At 38.4% G+C, this 18,055-nt stretch carries 16 protein-coding genes; 12 read left to right on the top strand and 4 right to left on the bottom strand.

Annotated elements, in window-relative coordinates; translation table 11 throughout:
* Window positions 1-121 precede the first annotated feature (121 nt).
* Complete coding sequence (locus KMW37_RS18005) at window positions 122-1,429, top strand: pyridoxal phosphate-dependent aminotransferase (protein ID WP_215226078.1); 1,308 nt, start codon at window positions 122-124, stop codon at window positions 1,427-1,429.
* Between the two features lie 65 nt (window positions 1,430-1,494).
* On the opposite strand, the gene KMW37_RS18000 is transcribed toward KMW37_RS18005, so the two are convergent.
* The gene (locus KMW37_RS18000) at window positions 1,495-2,448 is read right to left on the bottom strand and encodes a zinc dependent phospholipase C family protein (protein ID WP_246581557.1); all 954 of its coding nucleotides are present in this window, start codon (window positions 2,446-2,448) and stop codon (window positions 1,495-1,497) included.
* Window positions 2,449-2,663: 215 nt separating this feature from the next.
* On the opposite strand from KMW37_RS18000, the gene rpsT reads away from it, so the two are divergent.
* The 8 genes from rpsT to KMW37_RS17960 all read left to right on the top strand — a co-directional run bounded on the left by rpsT (window position 2,664) and on the right by KMW37_RS17960 (window position 10,060).
* Complete coding sequence (rpsT, locus tag KMW37_RS17995; protein ID WP_215226047.1) at window positions 2,664-2,918, top strand: 30S ribosomal protein S20; 255 nt, start codon at window positions 2,664-2,666, stop codon at window positions 2,916-2,918.
* 125 nt (window positions 2,919-3,043) lie between these two features.
* On the top strand, window positions 3,044-3,739 hold the full coding sequence (gene radC, locus KMW37_RS17990; RefSeq protein WP_215226046.1) for a RadC family protein: 696 nt from the start codon (window positions 3,044-3,046) through the stop codon (window positions 3,737-3,739).
* 6 nt (window positions 3,740-3,745) lie between these two features.
* Complete coding sequence (locus KMW37_RS17985; protein WP_215226045.1) at window positions 3,746-4,363, top strand: DUF1684 domain-containing protein; 618 nt, start codon at window positions 3,746-3,748, stop codon at window positions 4,361-4,363.
* Between the two features lie 63 nt (window positions 4,364-4,426).
* Window positions 4,427-6,838 (top strand): phenylalanine--tRNA ligase subunit beta, encoded by a 2,412-nt coding sequence (gene pheT / locus KMW37_RS17980; protein ID WP_215226044.1) that lies wholly within the window; start codon window positions 4,427-4,429, stop codon window positions 6,836-6,838.
* Window positions 6,839-6,842: 4 nt separating this feature from the next.
* Window positions 6,843-7,127, top strand: coding sequence for a hypothetical protein (locus KMW37_RS17975; protein WP_215226043.1), 285 nt, complete (start codon window positions 6,843-6,845; stop codon window positions 7,125-7,127).
* Window position 7,128: 1 nt separating this feature from the next.
* Window positions 7,129-7,413 (top strand): cell division protein ZapA, encoded by a 285-nt coding sequence (locus KMW37_RS17970; RefSeq protein WP_215226042.1) that lies wholly within the window; start codon window positions 7,129-7,131, stop codon window positions 7,411-7,413.
* Window positions 7,414-7,482: 69 nt separating this feature from the next.
* The gene (rny, locus tag KMW37_RS17965) at window positions 7,483-9,048 is read left to right on the top strand and encodes a ribonuclease Y (protein WP_215226041.1); all 1,566 of its coding nucleotides are present in this window, start codon (window positions 7,483-7,485) and stop codon (window positions 9,046-9,048) included.
* Between the two features lie 346 nt (window positions 9,049-9,394).
* Window positions 9,395-10,060, top strand: coding sequence for a hypothetical protein (locus KMW37_RS17960; RefSeq protein ID WP_215226040.1), 666 nt, complete (start codon window positions 9,395-9,397; stop codon window positions 10,058-10,060).
* Between the two features lie 64 nt (window positions 10,061-10,124).
* On the opposite strand, the gene KMW37_RS17955 is transcribed toward KMW37_RS17960, so the two are convergent.
* Together KMW37_RS17955 and KMW37_RS17950 are read right to left on the bottom strand one after the other, a co-directional pair.
* Window positions 10,125-10,796 carry an OmpA family protein gene (locus KMW37_RS17955; RefSeq protein WP_215226039.1) on the bottom strand — a complete coding sequence of 224 codons (672 nt, stop codon included), beginning with the start codon at window positions 10,794-10,796 and terminating at the stop codon, window positions 10,125-10,127.
* Window positions 10,797-10,804: 8 nt separating this feature from the next.
* Window positions 10,805-11,572, bottom strand: coding sequence for a hypothetical protein (locus tag KMW37_RS17950; protein ID WP_215226038.1), 768 nt, complete (start codon window positions 11,570-11,572; stop codon window positions 10,805-10,807).
* Window positions 11,573-11,688: 116 nt separating this feature from the next.
* On the opposite strand from KMW37_RS17950, the gene KMW37_RS17945 reads away from it, so the two are divergent.
* Complete coding sequence (locus KMW37_RS17945; RefSeq protein ID WP_215226037.1) at window positions 11,689-12,303, top strand: 2OG-Fe(II) oxygenase; 615 nt, start codon at window positions 11,689-11,691, stop codon at window positions 12,301-12,303.
* A gap of 60 nt (window positions 12,304-12,363) precedes the next feature.
* On the opposite strand, the gene sucD is transcribed toward KMW37_RS17945, so the two are convergent.
* Window positions 12,364-13,245: a succinate--CoA ligase subunit alpha gene (gene sucD / locus KMW37_RS17940; RefSeq protein ID WP_215226036.1), complete on the bottom strand. Its 882-nt coding sequence runs from the start codon at window positions 13,243-13,245 to the stop codon at window positions 12,364-12,366.
* A gap of 125 nt (window positions 13,246-13,370) precedes the next feature.
* Between sucD and KMW37_RS17935 the strand changes: the two genes are divergently transcribed.
* On the top strand, window positions 13,371-16,814 hold the full coding sequence (locus KMW37_RS17935; RefSeq protein ID WP_246581556.1) for a sensor histidine kinase: 3,444 nt from the start codon (window positions 13,371-13,373) through the stop codon (window positions 16,812-16,814).
* 65 nt (window positions 16,815-16,879) lie between these two features.
* Window positions 16,880-18,055, top strand: a complete 1,176-nt coding sequence (locus KMW37_RS17930) for a hybrid sensor histidine kinase/response regulator (RefSeq protein WP_215226035.1) — start codon at window positions 16,880-16,882, stop codon at window positions 18,053-18,055.

The raw sequence follows: 18,055 nt of genomic DNA, 5'->3' as shown, positions 1-18,055 counted from the left end.
GTATTTAATAGTTTGCGCTAAGGGAAAATCACCAAATTATATTAGTGGTGAATCAAGGTTAGGGAGTTAATTTTCCCTACCTTTGGCGGAAATTTGAAAATGCATTATTGGTATTGCTATGATCAGACAAATACTGCTTGCCCCAGGAGCTGATGAGTTGAATTATGAGATCAGGGGTATAGTTAAAAAGGCAAAGGTGATTGAAAGCCTAGGGCATGAAATTACCTGGGAAAATATTGGAGATCCTATACAGAAAAGCAACACTATTCCTGCTTGGATGAAGGAGATCGTACAGGACTTGGTCAGTGATGACAAGACTTACGGCTATGCTGATTCTAAGGGGATGTTGAAAACGCGTGAGTTTTTGGCCGGCTTGAATAATCAGCGTGAAGGTGTGAAGATTTCTGCAGAGGATATTCTGTTTTTCAATGGATTGGGAGATGCGATAGCAAAACTCTATCAGTTTTTGATTCCTACGGCAAGGATAATTGGCCCGTCTCCTGCCTATTCTACCCATAGTTCTGCTGAAGCAGCCCATGCCAATACTCTTCCGATTACTTATAAGTTGGATCCGGACAATAATTGGTATCCGGATATGGATGATCTATATAATAAAGTCAAGTATAATCCGAATATCGTAGGATTACTGATTATCAATCCTGATAATCCGACCGGGATGGTTTATCCAAGAGAGGTCTTGGAGCAGTTTGTGGAAATAGCTAGGGAATTTAATTTGCTTTTGATAGCTGATGAGATTTATCAGAATATTACCTATAATGGGTTTGAAGCTATTTCCTTGTCAGAGGTAATTGGGGATCTTCCGGGGATTTCACTAAAAGGTATCAGTAAGGAATTTCCTTGGCCAGGCTCAAGGTGTGGATGGATGGAATTCTATAATAAGGATGCTTCTGTAGAGTTCAATAAGCTATGCAATACCTTGGAAAATGCAAAGATGATCGAGGTGTGTTCGACCATGCTACCTCAGTTGGCCATTCCAAAAGTGATGAGCCATCCTGAATATGCTCCTTACCGTAAAGAAGCCAATGAAAGGATTGGTAAGCGAAGTAGGATAATGGAAGAGGTATTGTCAGGTGTTCCTGGAATTAAGTTTAATAAAACCAAGGGGGCATTCTATAATACCATTGTTTTTGATGAGAAGATGCTCAATGAAAAACAGTATCTGCCTGTAGAAGATGAGAGGGTGAAAGGATATCTGGATCAATGGCTGAAAGAAGATGATATGCCAAATGATAAACGTTTCGTTTATAACTTATTGGCTTCAGAAGGTATTTGTGTTGTTCCTGTGAGTTCATTTTGCTCTAATTTACGAGGGTTCAGAGTGACCTTGTTAGAGGAAAATGAAGATAAATTCAGGGATACCTTTACAAGAATTGCAAACAGCATTCGCTTTTATCTTAAGTCAGCTTGAGTTAGAAATCAAATTGAATATGATATATGAGCAGCTTTCTGGTTTTTCAGGAAGCTGCTTCTTTTTTAGTGTTCATGCTTTCTTTCTATGTTGGTTTTAGGATTGTGGAGTGGTTGGTTTAACTCTTCGAAAGGGATTTTTTGATTTAGGAGAGAGGAGAGATCAGGTTGGCCTGCATCCACCCATGCTGTAAACCAAAAGCTGGCCACCAATATGATTGATCTTTTCATTTGGCGTTCAACTTGCCCGGCCAATAAATTGTTGTAGGTCATGGTGAACTCTTTGGAATAAACCCTGGTGTTAATGGAGCCACGTTCTTCAAAACTATATTTTTTATCGTTTTTGAACTTTTGGCTAAGTGTTTTTTCAAATGTCAGTACACTGTCCAAAGCAGCGTGGGCATAAGTTGCTGCTTGCCAAGCTGCCAGTTGCGTGTTTTCAATATAGTAGGCCTTGCCTACAAATAGATCAAAATCTTCTGCGAGAAGTTCTGGTATCCTACTTTCCCAGAATCCGTGAATGCCGTATTGGTCGGTCAGTTGGCCATTATAGTTTTCTGTGGTATGTAGTGGCACATTAATGTCTCCAATATAATGACCTAAATCCGCAGAAAGTCTAAGGATGGCTTCCGCATTCTTCTCCTTGAAAGCCTCCGTTAGGCTTTGTTTTACCCAATGCACATTCCAAGGGGCAATCCCATATTTTCTGAGGCTATCCTCTCCAATTTGTTCAACTGCTTGTTTCCAATACCTAGGTAGTTTGTAGATTGCGCTGTCACCATAAATATCGGCATCGATATAATGTTTTTCGGCTTCTCCTTCTACAGCATATCTCCTCTTATCGGGATTTACAGCATTTTCCGTGATGTAGTGGATGTTTTCCTTGTAGAAGCCCAGCATTTCGTAGGGTAATGAAAAAACAGCAAGCCGATTGATTTTTTTATGGGCATAAAATCCCCAGTATCCAAAGCTTTGAAAATCAATTAAAAACAATGCGCAAAAAAATAATAAACGCTTCATGTTGAAATTTAGTCAAAAAAAATAAAATAATCGAAGATGAAATTACTTACCTTTGCAAGTAATTAGGAGTATAACGAAGTAGTTAAGTATAATTATTTATCAAACTTTCTGATGTATAGTTTCTTATTCGTTTTGGGATTATAAATAAATCAGTTAACTTTGCACTCCTATTTAAGGGAAGAGTAGAAAAAAAGAAATTTAAGTAAAAATAAGATATGGCAAATCACAAATCAGCTCTAAAAAGAATTCGTGCAAACGAAGCCAAGCGTTTGAGAAACAGATATCAGGCTAAAACGACCAGAACATTTATCAAGAAGTTGAAACATACTACTGATAAAGCTGAGGCGCAAGAGCTATTAAAGAAAGTTTCTTCTATGATTGATAAGCTTGCTAAGAAGAATATCATTCATAAAAACAACGCTGCCAACAAGAAATCTAGCTTGACTAAATTTGTTAACGCTATTGCTTAAGCAAAATTGTATAAAGATTTTTAAAAGCTTCGCCCTTTTCGGCGGAGCTTTTTTTATTGCTTGATTTTTGATATTTTAAACGAAAGTCAGTTGGCTGTTATTTTTTACCGTTTAATATTTTTTCTATGGAACCTTATCAATCAATTAAAATATCCTCTTTGGCAGAAGAGGATAGGCCGAGAGAAAAGCTTTTGTTAAAAGGAAAATCGGCATTGTCTGATGCGGAGCTGATAGCTATTTTGATTGGTTCGGGTACAAAATCCCTTAGTGCAATTGATCTTTCAAGGAATATTTTGTCCAGTGCAAATTTTAATCTTGCTGATTTGGCCAGACTGAGTGTGAAAGATCTGCAAAAGTTCAAGGGGATAGGAGTGGCCAAAGCGATTACTATTGTGAGTGCACTGGAGCTAGGAAGGAGAAGGAAAATTTCTGATCCCCCTAAAAGGGCAAGGATAAGCTCATCCAATGAGGTGTATGAACTCATGAGGCCAGTACTCATGGATGAATCCGTGGAGTATTTTTATATAATTCTTCTGAATAGGGCCAATTATGTGATAAAAAAACAAATGATCAGTCAGGGAGGAACAAGTGGTACAGTTGCAGACCCGAAGCTTATTTTTAAATATGCTTTGGAAAATAAAGCAGCAGCAATTATTCTAGTTCATAACCATCCTTCTGGCAACAAGAAGCCATCCAGGGCTGATGAGCAATTAACACATAAGTTGGTTGATTTGGGTAGGAATTTAGAGTTACCTGTAATTGATCATGTGATTTTCACAGATGTTGGCTATTTTAGCTTTGCGGATGAAGCAATGATCTAAAATAAAATGAAACAAAAACAGTTGTTCCTAGCATTGGTAGGCTTAGTAGCTTTAGTTACAGTAGTTTATATGTTTGCAGGAGGAGATAGTGAAAAGGTCTATCAAGAGAGAATTAGCCAAGAGAGAGAAAGGCAGTTCAAGTATTTGAAATTTAATGCAGAGTCACCCCTCAGTGATGAGCAGAAATCAAAGTTAGATTCCTTGGACTGTTTTCCGATAGATGAAAATTACAAAGTAAGGGCAAGGTTGGTTCCCTTGCAAAACAAGCAGACTTTAGAAATAGCCATGTCAGATGGTTCCAAGGAGATGTATGTGAAGCATTCAGTAGCCGAATTTGAACTCAATGGCAGTACTCAGCGTCTTTTATTGTTGCAGTCAAAAAAGGAGGTAGATGGGAAGAACTTTTTTCTGACCTTTGCAGATGCGACCAGTGGTGAATCCACCTATGGTGGTGGGAGATATTTAAACTTAAGGCAGGATGGAATGAATTCAATTACCATTGATTTTAACCTTGCCTATAATCCATATTGTGCCTATAACCCTGATTTTGCTTGTCCTATTCCTCCAAAAGAAAATATTTTAAACATCCCAATTGAGGCGGGAGAGAAAAATTACAAAGAATAAGCTTTTTGCCATTGGCAATTATCTTAAATTTGCTCCTTAATTCGAGAAAATCAGATTGAATACATGAAAGTTGCTATAAATAGATTAAAAGATTTTATACCCTTTGATGAACCTACCGAAAAAATTTCGGAATTACTGACCCAATCCGGCCTGGAAGTCGAGGGTGTGGAGGCTTTTGAGTCCATTCCTGGAGGCTTAAGGGGAGTAGTTATTGGTGAAGTGTTGACCTGCGTGCCACATGCCAATGCGGATAGACTTCGTGTAACTACAGTAGATATAGGAAACGAAGTGGTTCCTATTGTTTGTGGAGCACCGAATGTAGCTGAAGGACAAAAAGTAGTTGTGGCTACCGTTGGGGCTGAGCTTTATCCTGAAGGGGGAGAAGCATTCACTATAAAAAAAGCAAAGATTCGTGGAGAAGTATCTCAAGGGATGATTTGTGCAGAGGATGAATTGGGACTGGGGAAGAGTCATGATGGGATCATGGTATTGAACACAGAACTTCCCAATGGAACCCCTGCAAGTGAATATTTTAACCTTGATAGCACCGATGTACTGGAAATTGGATTGACACCAAATCGTGCCGATGCAGCTTCTCATATTGGTGTGGCCAGGGATCTAAAAGCTTTGTTGAAAAATGATTTGGTCCTTCCTTCGGTAGAGGATTTCAAGGTGGACAATACTTCCCGTCCAGTTGCTGTGGAGGTAGAAGATGCCAAAGACTGTCCTCGTTATGCCGGTTTGACCATTTCAAATATCAAGGTGGGCCCTTCTCCTGAGTGGCTTCAAAATTACCTAAAAGCATTAGGTTTGGAGCCTATCAATAACGTGGTGGATATTACCAATTTCATATTGCATGATTTGGGACAGCCTTTACATGCTTTTGACTTGGATCAGGTAGCCAATGACAAGATCATTGTAAAAAAACTTCCCAAGGATACTGCTTTTGTCACGCTTGACGAGAAAGAAAGAAAGTTGACAGGAGAGGAATTGATGATTTGCGATGAAAATCATGGCTTATGTATCGCTGGTGTTTTTGGAGGAAAGGGTTCTGGTGTATCTGAAGAGACTACTTCAATTTTCTTGGAAAGTGCTTATTTTTCTCCAGATGTTATTAGGAAAGGAAGTCAGGTACATGGTTTGAAAACGGATGCTTCTTTCCGTTTTGAAAGAGGAACTGATCCTAATATGCCTGTATTTGCTTTGAAGCGAGCAGCTATTTTGATTAAAGAAATTGCTGGTGGAGAAGTGAGCTCTGAAATTGTGGACTTGTACCCTGAGCCAATTGCTGATTTTGAAATCGATGTAAAGTATGCTCATATTGATCGCTTGATCGGTAAGCATATTCCACAGGGGACTGTGGATGAGATTTTGGAAAGTCTTGAGATCAAGGTGACTGAGAAAACAGAGGTTGGATTCAAAGCCATTGTAAAGCCTTATAGGGTTGATGTGACCCGAGAAGCGGATATCATTGAAGAAGTCCTTAGGATTTATGGTTTCGAGAATGTGTTGTTGTCTGACACCTATCAGGCAGGTTTCTTAGCAGAACACCCTGCGAAGGACTCTAATAAACTCCAGTACAGAACTTCTGAGTTGCTTTCAGGCATGGGCTTCCATGAGATCATGACCAATTCCCTGACCAAGCCTGTTTATGCTGAGAAATCAGGCTTCCTGAAAATTGAGGAAAATGTAGAAATCTACAATAAACTTAGTGAAGACCTTGGTGTGATGAGGCAAACCTTACTGTTTACAGGTTTAGAGGTATTGGCCCATAATATCAACAGGAGGCAAAAGGATTTGAAGTTCTTTGAATTTGGGTCTACTTATTTCAAAGAAGAAGAGGGGTATAGAGAGGAAAAGCATCTTTCATTATTTTTAACTGGTGACAAAGCTGCCGAAAGCTGGTTAGAACCATCCAAGTCTGTAAGTTTTCCTGATCTTTATACTGTTGTGGAGAGATTATTGGATAAATTAAATGTGAAAATGCCTGACGTGGAAATTATCCATGAGGCGCCATTTGATTATGCTCTGAAACTAAGCTTGGGTCAAAAAGAAATAGGAAAAGTAGGACTTCTATCGTCAAAAATCACCAAATTGTCAGATGTCAAGCAGGAAGTGTTGTACGCTGAACTCAGATGGGATATCTTAGTAAAAAAGGCCGCGGGTTTGAAAAAGTACAGTGAAATATCCAAATTCCCTGAAGTGAGAAGGGACCTTTCTTTGGTGATCGATAAGGAGATTTCCTTTGATGAAGTGAGAAAGGTGGCTGAAAAGTCAGGAGGTAAATTGCTAAAGCATATTGGCGTATTTGATGTGTACCAAGGGGATAAGATAGAGGCAGGCAAGAAGGCCTATGCTTTAAGTTTTTATCTTCAGGATAATACCAAAACATTGACAGATAAAATCATTGACCAGTCCATGAACAGGCTGATGAAGTCTTTTGAAAAAGAGATTGGAGCATTGATTAGAAAATGATAAAATGATCCACGAGGAACTCCAAAATTTGCGTCAACTGGCCAATAGGGTCGCAAAAAAAATCGAACAGCTGGAGCTGGAAAACCAATCTTTAAGGGAAGAATTGGGAGGATTGAAAGCGGAAGTTGGCGAAAAGGAGGCTGCTTTGGAACATTTTAAAAATCAAATTAAAATTAGTAAAATTGTAAACAACATACCGGTAGAAAATATAGCTTCTGCAGAATTGAGAAATAGAATCAATAATTATATTAAAGAAATCGATAAGATAATTACTTACCTGTCTGAATAATATGGATACGCTTTCGATCAGAATAAAAATAGGCGATAGGGAATACCCTATGAAAGTGAAAGCAGAGGATGAGGCGAAAATCAGGCGGGCTGGTAAATTGATTAATGATAAATTAAAGAGATATAGAGAAGAATTTGGATTGGATGATAGACAGGATCTGTTGGCCATGGTCGCTTTTGATTGTATGGTCGAGGCCATGGAAGCGAATGAGGTAAGTTCAGAAGACAGTGAGCAGATTTCAGAGACTTTGTCGAGTATCAATAACCAATTAAAATCCATCTTATAATTATTTATTCACCCACTTTTCTGGATTAGTTATCCATGCCGGTAGGTCTTTTATTAACCTAAAAAACCTATGGGAGAATCACTATACATTATCGTAGCGGGCATAGTCGGCCTTATTCTTGGAGCAACTTTGGTTGGGATCTTTTTAAAGAAAAACAATCAAAAGTTAGAAGAAGAAGCTCAAGACAAGGCCAAAAGCCTTGTTAGAGAGGCCGAATTAACTGCAGAATCCATTAAAAAGGATAAGATATTAGAGGCTAAGGAGAAATACCTTAAACTGAAATCTGAATTTGAAGAAGAGGTAAATAAGAAGAAAAACATCCTTATTACCAATGAAGGCAAGCTGAAGCAAAGAGAGCAAATCCTTTCCAAGGAAATGGAGCAGATCAAGCGTAAAGAAGCAGAGCTTGATAGTAAAAAGGAAAACCTAAATGCCCAGTTACATTCAGTACAAGTCAAGAAGGAAGAGCTAGACAGGGTAACCAATCAGCGAATTGCTGATCTTGAGAAAGTAGCTTTATTGACCAAGGAAGAAGCAAGGGATCAACTGGTGGTCATGCTGAAAGATGAAGCGCACACCAAAGCTTCCTCGCATATCAAGGATATCCTGGATCAGGCCAAATTAAGTGCTACAAAGCAGGCTAAAAAGATTGTTTTGGACACTATTCAGCGTACTGCCACTGAGCATGCCATAGAAAACTGTGTGTCTATATTTAATATCGAAAGTGATGATATTAAAGGTAAGATCATTGGTAGGGAAGGACGTAATATCCGAGCATTGGAATCAGCTACTGGGGTAGAGATTGTTGTGGATGATACACCTGAGGCGATCATTATTTCAGGTTTTGATCCTGTAAGAAGAGAAATAGCTAGGCTTTCACTTCACCGATTGGTTCAGGATGGAAGAATCCACCCAGCCAGAATTGAGGAGGTAGTTGCCAAGACCGAGAAGAACATTGAAGAGGAGATTGTAGAGATTGGTGAAAGAACTTGTATTGATTTAGGTGTTCATGGATTACATCCTGAATTGATCAGAATGGTTGGAAGAATGAGGTTCCGTTCTTCTTATGGCCAAAACCTATTGCAACACTCTAGAGAAGTGGCGAAGCTTTGTGCGACCATGGCTGCTGAAATGGGGCTTAATGCTAAGTTAGCCAAGAGAGCAGGTTTGCTTCATGATATTGGTAAAGTGTACCCTGAAGAGGCGGAATTACCTCATGCTATTTTGGGTATGGAGTTGGCCAAAAAGTACAAGGAGCATCCAGAAGTGTGTAATGCCATAGGAGCTCACCACGATGAGATTGAAATGACTTCAATGATATCTCCAATCATCCAGGCTTCTGATGCCATTTCAGGTTCTAGACCTGGGGCCAGAAGAGAAATCATGGATAGCTATATCAAGCGTCTTAAAGATCTCGAAGATTTGGCATTGAGCTTTGACGGTGTCAATAAATGTTTTGCCATGCAAGCAGGGCGTGAGTTGAGAGTAATGGTGGATGCGGAGAATGTAGATGATAATACAGCAGGTAAACTTTCTTTTGATATTTCCCAAAAGATTGAAAAAGAAATGCAGTATCCTGGACAAATCAAGGTCACTGTAATCAGAGAAATGAGAGCTGTAAATTACGCTAAGTAAAAAGTACAGCTCCGAATAGAACTATTGCACGGTTGTTTTTATTTAAGTGTATATCCTTGAATAAAGCAACCGTGTTTTTTTATGCTTTACGCCGTACCTTTTGCATTATTTTTTTGAGTTTTAATTTGGTGTTTTTTAATAGTTGTAAGGTTTTATTTACTTTTTAGATCCTGATTGATATTTGGTTTTAATTTCGGGGGAATTTGTTTAAAATACCACTTTTTGAGTATTGTTCACTACTGTTTGTTTACGTATTATTGCAGTTGGTTTTAAGCTACGTGGTTTGACAAATGTTTTGTTGGCGTAGTTATGTTTTTGGATAATTAATTAAAAGATTGTAATTCTCATGAAAAAATTATTTACTATTCTTTCATTGTTAGTGTTGTCAATGGCTACCTCTCATGCCTTTGACAAGAAAATCAAAATATCAGCTTCCGAGCAGGACGCTAATATTTATGTAGATGGGCAACTTGCAGGAGCAGGGAGTGTTGAGTTGAAAATTGAGAAAGGAACCTGCGTAAATGTAAGAGTTGAAAAAGTGGGCTTTGTGATTGAAGAAAGATCGTTTTGTGATCAAAAGAACCAACCTAAACCGGAAAAGAGTGAATATATTAGGATGGCAGTAGATGAGGCATATACCGCATCTTCTAGTTCTGATATTGCTAATGTGGACATTAGTCTTAAGCCAAGTGGCGATGAATTGGAAACATGGAAGTTGTTGTCAAGGATAATTACTTCCTATTTTGATGTAATTGAAACCACGGATAGGGAAACAGGATATTTAAGGACAGCTTGGGTAGCTCAGAATTTCAATGGTTCAATGGTTAGATCAAGATGTATTGTAAAACTGGGTAGTACTAATCCTTTAGAATACAAGGTTAAATTGGTAAGTGAATATACCAATGCAAATGGTGCTTCAGTGAAAACCGATGAGGCCTTCAGGGAGTGGGATAGGATCTTGCGAAAATTTGAAGGAATCATTCCAGAGATGCAATCTAGAGTGGGACGATAAAAGGAAAGGCGGCTAAATTTTTAGCCGCCTTATTTATTTTGAAAAAGTTATCAGTGAGAACTGGTTAAATTTTATCCAGTTCACCATTCTCCGCTTTTTCAACTAATTCATCCGTGGCTGTAATAGCTACCTCTACTCTTCTATTTTGTGCCCTACCTGCATCGGTGTCATTTGTTGCTATGGGCATACTCTCACCGTGACCTACTGTTGTTAATCTAAAGTTAGTGACACCTTGCATCTTTAGATAATTAGCTACAGAACTTGCTCTTTTTTCAGAAAGCTCTTGGTTGTACTGATCACTACCCTTACTGTCTGTATGACCGTTGATCATGATGTTGGTGTCAGGATATTCACTTAAAATTTTGGCCAATTTCATGACATTTTCCTGTGCGCTCGGGGTAAGTTGGTAAGAGTCAAATCCAAATAGGATTCCAGAGTCAAATGTAAGCTGGATGCCTTCTCCAACTCTTTCTACTTCTGCATCCTCAATGGCTTCCATTTCTTTGGCCTGCTTATCCATATATTTACCAATAGCGGCTCCTGCAGCTCCTCCAACAGCGGCACCAATTACGGCACCTGCAGCAGTATTACCTTTTTTTGAACCAATTAGTCCACCAATTGCGCCACCAGCGCCACCACCAATGGCAGCCCCTTTACCAGTGTTACTCCAGTCTGCACAGCTGAATAAAATGGCAGAACTCAAAATAATTCCTAGTACTGATTTAAAAGTTTTCATAATAAAATTTATAGTTGGTTTAAATTTTCAAAGCCCTTTTGGATTAATGATATTGCATCAAAGGAATCGTCAAGGTTGCTTACACCTTTGCCAAATTTGTGCCAAAGTCCATCTCCACAGTCAATATATTCGCCTCTTTTCTTGGGGACGGACTCCGAGGCAATCTCATAATCGTAGTCTGGCAGATAGATATTGGAAAGCAATTCTCGACTATCTTCCCAGTCCATTTCCTTGATTTTACCGTTTATTTCAACGATTACTTTCCTCACAGAGAATTTAACCGTAAGTGTATAATCGGTGCTGGTTTCTTTGGTGACCGTTCTATAGCGGATAGTCAGGGGGGCTTCTTTTTTGGTGATTTCAAAAATGGCCTGAATAAATTCCTGAGCTAGCATATGCCACTCGTCTTGACTGGTGGGGATACTTCTGGCAATCTTGCCGTGGATATCTTTAGCGAAGATCTTTACCCCTCCATTTTCATCCAACTCTTTTTTATTTGACCATTTGGTTTTGGTGTATAATTCCTTGAAGGGCTGTTCCCAAATGGGAGCCACTTCACCAATGAAATCATAATCATCATCCAGGTTAAATCCCTCAGCAATAATTTCTTCTTCTGAAAGTTCATCCCGGTCGGTATACTGGATATTGAATTGGGTATTAATAAAGTCTTTTTCAAAGCCAAGCTTTAATTTAAATACGTGACTGAAAGGAGGGGGGACTACCCCTGAATTAAAATCTATTTCGAGTCTTTTTATGTCGTCTGATTTTAGGAACATTTTAGCTGTGCTTGATGAATATTTTATCTGAGTGAATCTTTATAAATTATTTCAGTACAAAATTATGGTTTTCTGGAAAATTATTGATGTACTTTTGCTGGCAAAAAACATCAAGTATGGAAAACCTGTATGAGGCCATTGTAAATGGACTTTATGATAAAGGCTGGTATATAGCCGAGAATTTTATTTCTGACGAATTTAGAAAGGAATTGTTGCATGAACAGCAGGAAATATTGGTACATGGTCAATTTAGACATGCGGGAATAGGCAAGGGTGATGCTTTTAGGATTCAACCCGAAATTAGAAGTGACAAAGTCTTTTGGTTGGACCCTTTGAACTTAACCGAATTACAGGAAATTTACTGGGATAAAATGGAAGCTTTACGTAGGGAGATAAATCAAAGGTGTTTTCTAGGGCTCCGTTCATTTGAGGCCCATTTTTCAATGTATCCTCCAGGTTCTTTTTACCTTAGGCATTTGGATCAGTTTCAGAACGTGAAATATAGGGTTGTTACGGCGATACTCTATTTGAACGATTCATGGTCTGAAGAAGATGGCGGAGCCTTGAGAATGTATCTTCCCCTTGAAGAAGGAAATGAAGAAATCATGGATGTCTATCCAGAAGGAGGAAAGTTAGTGGTATTTATGAGCGGAGAAATCCCTCATGAGGTTTTGACAACTAATAAGCAGCGAGTAAGCATTACCGGATGGCTTAGGGATATAGAATATTGATAATAAAAAAGGCGCAAAAGTGTCAACCTCTGCGCCTTTTTTATTATTCTTATCTATTGATTAAGCCTTTACATTCAATGCTTGGGCCATTACTTCACCAATTTCAGCTGGAGATTCGGCTACATTAATGCCATTTTCTCTCATGATTCTCATCTTGGCAGCTGCAGTGTCATCGGCTCCGCCGATAATAGCACCAGCATGTCCCATTCTTCTACCTGGAGGTGCCGTCTGTCCTGCAATAAATCCTACAACAGGTTTTTTGTTGCCATCAGCTTTGATCCATTTCGCCGCTTCCGCTTCATAATTACCACCGATTTCTCCAATCATTACGATAGCATCTGTCTCAGGATCTTCCATTAACAATTTCACAGCGTCTTTAGTAGAAGTCCCAATGATAGGGTCGCCACCAATACCAATTGCTGTAGAAACACCTAAACCTGCTTTTGCAATCTGGTCAGCAGCTTCATAGGTAAGGGTTCCTGATTTTGATACGATTCCAACACGGCCTTGTTTGAAAACAAAGCCAGGCATGATACCTACTTTTGCTTCTCCCGGAGTGATCACACCTGGGCAATTAGGGCCAATCAAAGTAGCTCCTCTTTCCTTGATATATGGCTTAGCAACCATCATATCTTTAACAGGGATCCCCTCAGTAATAGCGATGATTACTTTAATACCTGCATCAGCTGCTTCCATGATCGCGTCCGCTGCAAAAGCCGGTGGAACGAAAATAATGGAAGTATCTGCACCAGTTTTATTTACTGCTTCTGCTACCGAATTGAAGACTGGCTTACCTAAGTGTGTATTTCCTCCTTTTCCTGGAGTGACACCACCTACTAGGTTAGTGCCATACTCTATCATTTGTTGCGCATGGAATGAACCTTCCGATCCAGTGAAGCCTTGCACGATTACCTTAGAATCTTTATTTACTAAAACACTCATGTGATGCTATTTTTAAAGTTCGAATACAAAAATATAAGATTAAGACCTAGTACAAAAAGAAATGGGGAAACAATGTCAAATTTAATTTAATCGAATGGATTCTTTTTCTAATTTAGTTATCGGCTATGATGAAAAAGAAATTCCTAATTCTATTGATGTCACTGGTGTGTGGCGTGGCATTTTCCCAATCTTTTCAGGTTAACAAGCAAATAAAGAGCTTGGTATTACCCACCGAGAATATATATGGAGTGGCCCAGGATTTTGAAGGAAGGATGTGGTTTACTACTGCTAGGGGAGTTTTCTATTCCGATGGGATAAATACTTATTCCTTGCCCCAAAAGGTAAAAGAAAGTCTTGGTAATAATTTGGGTATAAGGGTAGATGATGAAGGCCTAGTTTGGGTTTATAATAGCAGTGGGATTCCCAAAGTATATTATTTGGAAAATGGTCAATGGCACTTATTCAATTTGCCAGAAGAGGTTTCGGATGGCCATGGGGTTGAATATATAAAACTTGAAATACACGGAGCAAAGGCCAATAAAAAGCTTTTTATATACAAGGAAGATTTTTTAGGGGTGGTTAACGTTTCAGATTCCAGTTGGGATTATTATTATTTCGAAAGTGCTGCAAGGGGAGATTTGCGGTCTGTTTTCCGGTATAAGGATGAAAGTTTCATTTTGTATTTTAGAAATGAAGCATTTCATTTGGAAAATGGAGAGCTTTTAATGATTCAACACAGCAATAGGTTGCTTCCGGGATGCATTGCCCAGATGGCTTATAATAAGGACGATAAGCAATACTATTTTTTAGGCGAGGATTTTTTAGCAAGAGGTGAAAATCCATTTGAACCTCGGGAAATTATATATCAAGGTTTTTCAAAGGTTCATTATGCCCCTCAAAAGAAATTTGGGTTACAGGTGAAACACGGCCAGGTATACTTTTTTTATTCTTCCCAGCTTTTTAAATATAGCCCAAAGAATGAAGGGGTATTGGAAATCACCTCTTTTGATGCATTGAAGGCTTATTACATCAATACGGCCTTGGTTGATAGAGAAAATATTATTTGGATAGGCACGCTTAGGGGAATAGTTAATCTACCGAATTTGAGGTTTCAAAATTTTGGACTGTTGGATGGATTAATGGAACATGAGGTTTCTGCTATTGAAAAGCTAGGTGAAGATGAGTTTCTGTTTGGGTTTAATAATGGCATTCAATATTGGAAAAATGATGAATTGCTATATGAATCCAAGGGTGATGGAGATCTTGGAGAACCCAAAAATAGAGTGACAAGTTTTCATAAGGATAAAAGGGGAGTTATTTGGATTGCCTCCTCGGTTAGAGGTGTGGGCAGGTTTGATCCAGAAGCAAAAGAGGCGGTATTTTATAAATCCCCGGGAGGTAGTATTGTAGTTAATATTTTGCCCAAAGGTGAGGACTTATATATAGTAGCAGGATGGAAAATATACAAATCGAGTATTCATGCAAAGGGTGATGATTTGTTTAAGAATGAGATTTCAAATTCATTTTTTAGGGATCTTTTGGGAAAAGAACCTCTTGGCTTAAGGAAGATTGATATTGATAAGGATGGACGATTTATCCTTATGACTGTGGGGTCACTATATGATGACCAACAAATTATACAAGGAGTGGATTTCTTGATGTTCAATGGGTATGATTGGAATTATTTTAAGGATGAAATGTTGTTGGGGACACCAGAGGGGCTCAAGGTTTTTCGGGATGGAGAAATTAAGGATTATACCATCAATAATCAAAAAATCACCAGGCCTGTTTATGCCATATTAAAGGATAATAGAGGGGGGCTTTGGGTAGGAACTGATCAAGGAGTTGCTCTTTTGAATGGAGAAACAATTCGATTTTTTGATGCCCAAAATGGACTTTCGGGGAATGAAATAAATAGAGGTGCATTGATCATGGGAGATGATGGGCAGGTCATGATTGGAACCCAAAATGGTCTTTCGATATTTATGGCTCAAGAGGATGAGGATTTTGTAGCAAAGCCTCTGGTATCGATAGGTGAAATCAAGATTTTGGGTACCACAGATGAAAAGGTGAACATCAGTAAAATTCCATACAACTTGAACAATGTTTCCATTGAATTCAGTGCTATCAGCTTTTTGGAGCTGGATAATTTTACGGTAAGCTATCAACTTTTGGGCCTACATGAGGATTGGCAAACCTCCATTAATCCACGAACTAGCGAAATCCAATTTAATAATCTTCCTCCGGGCGATTATCAATTGGTGCTCAAGGCAAGTTTAGGGGGGCAGTTTGAGTCTGAATTGGCCTATTCAGATAGTTTTTCTGTAGTGAAGCCAGTCTATCTACAATTCTGGTTTATTGGCCTACTGATGTTTTTCTTTCTTATGATTGGTTTTGGACTGAATATGATCGTCAACCAATTTAAAGAGCAGGGGATGCTTAAGAAAAGCATCGATGAGAAAAATTTAGTGATTAAGACGGCGGAGGACCAGTTTAGAAATGTTTGGGAGAGTTCTCAGGATGGATTGGTGTTGACACATACTGATGGAACGGTATTGGCACTGAATCCCTCGATAATTTCCATGGCAGGCATAAAACCTGAGAATGCTAAAAAAACATATTATGTCAAGGAGCTTTTTAAGGACAAGAGGTATTTTTATAAAAATAAAAGACAAATCGTCCGAATTCTCAAAAAGACAGATGGAGAGGGTGGAAGTTTTGAAGTTGATATTCCTTTTCATAGTGGAATAAAGTCCATCGAGCTTTTTGTGACTCGCGTAAATCCAAAGAATGAGGATAAAGAGGTGATCTTACTCGTGTTTAGAGATGTTACGGATAAGAAAATATATGAAAAAGGATTAAAGAAGGCGAAAGAAAAAGCAGAGGAAGCCAATCGTATAAAAACCAATTTCCTTTCAAGTATGAGCCATGAAATTAGAACACCTTTAAATGGGATACTTGGAAGTACTGAAAATATCATTATTCAGAATCAACAAAATCAGGCTTTGGTAGGACAATTGGAGATCATTATGGAAAGTGGAGAACGGTTGTTGAATACCATCAACAGTATTTTGGATATGTCCAAAATTGAAGCCAATAAGATGGAGGTGGTTTATGAAGAAACCAATGTCAATGATTTCCTGTCCAAAATTCTGTTACCTCTAAAAACACTTGCCATAAAGAAAAATTTATTGCTGACTGCGAAGTTTGAAACCAAGCCCCTTAATGCAAAAGTTGATAAACGCTATTTTGAAATGATTGTGAATAATATCGTGGGCAATGCCATCAAATATTCCAATGAAGGCTTGATTCAGATAAATGTAAAAAGATCAAATGGACACATATGTCTATGCGTAAAGGATATGGGGATCGGTATGAGTGAAGAATTTATAAAAAACATTTATACTCCATTTGAGCAGGAAAGCGGAGGTTATGACAGGAAATTTGAGGGAACAGGATTGGGATTATCGATCACAAAAAATCTAATTGAGATTTTAGGAGGAACCATTGAAATTGAAAGTGTCCAAAAAGAAGGGACTACTGTTAGGGTGAAATTGCCAATCAATTAATATATATTGTTAATATTGTGGAAAATTGACCTATTCAACTGCTTTTTTGAAACAAACGAAAATCTATGCTAGCACTTAAAATATTAATAGTAGAGGATGATAATGTTTCAGCACTTCTACTTAAAAAGGCGCTGGAAAAGAACCACCATGAAATAATTGGTATAGCTGCTACAGGTGAGGAAGCCTTGGATGTGCTTGGGGAAAATGATGTAAGCCTTGTGATGATGGATATCAACCTTGGGGGAGAGCTTGATGGGATAAAAACCACGGAAATCATCAATGAGAAGTATGATATACCTGTGGTGTACCTTACTGCAAGTTCGGATGAAGAAACTTTGCACAAGATTGCTGGTACCAACCCAAGTGCTTACGTTATAAAACCTTTTAATATCAGGGAACTCAATATGATGATTGAGTTGGCTATTTTTAAGGATAAAAAGGAAAAAGAACTTCAAAAGCTCAATAATGAGTTGGAAGAAAAAGTTAGGAAGCGTACAGCGGACTTAAATGAAGCGAACAAAGAGCTCAAAAAGGCGCTTGAAAAGGAACGTGAGATTGGGGAGTTAAAATCCAGGATAGTCCAAAACGTATCACATGGTTTTAAAACTCCGCTGACTTCCATTCTGAGTTCTGCCCAGTTGTTGCAGATTTATGCGGAAAAAGACCATCCCATGAAGCAAAAACTGGTGAAACATTCCAGAAAAATCGAGAATTCCGTAAGAAGTTTGAACAGTTTACTGACATCTGTACTATTCTTTGGAAAAGCAGATGCCAATAAAATTGATTATAAACCTTCCCGCTTTTTTACCGCGGCATTTTTCAATGAAGTGTTGGATGTAGTAAAGGCAAATAATGATAATGAAGTTACGATCAGTACTTCATTTAGCAATGTGCCAAAGACCATTAAGTCTGATACGGAATTGCTTTATCAGGTTTTTGAAAACTTGCTTTCCAATGCAGTGAAATATTCCAAAGAGAAAGGAAAGGTAGACTTTATAGTTTCTGTGAATGATGGCATCATGTTGGCTGAAATTATAGATGATGGTATTGGTATTCCTGCAAAGGAGCAACCTCAATTGTTTGATAGATTTTTCAGGGCCAAGAATGTAGGGATTACTGAGGGGTCTGGACTGGGGCTTTCAATTGTGAAAAAATGTGTAGATGTGTTGAAAGGTGATATTATAGTGGAAAGTGAAGCAGGTAAGGGGTCTAGATTTGTAGTGAAAATTCCTATTGGGTAA

Source organism: Echinicola shivajiensis, from assembly GCF_018642165.1.
Taxonomy (GTDB): Bacteria; Bacteroidota; Bacteroidia; order Cytophagales; family Cyclobacteriaceae; genus Echinicola; species Echinicola shivajiensis.
The sequence above is the reverse complement of the archived record's forward strand: the minus strand, read 5'-3'. Positions and strand labels throughout refer to the sequence as shown.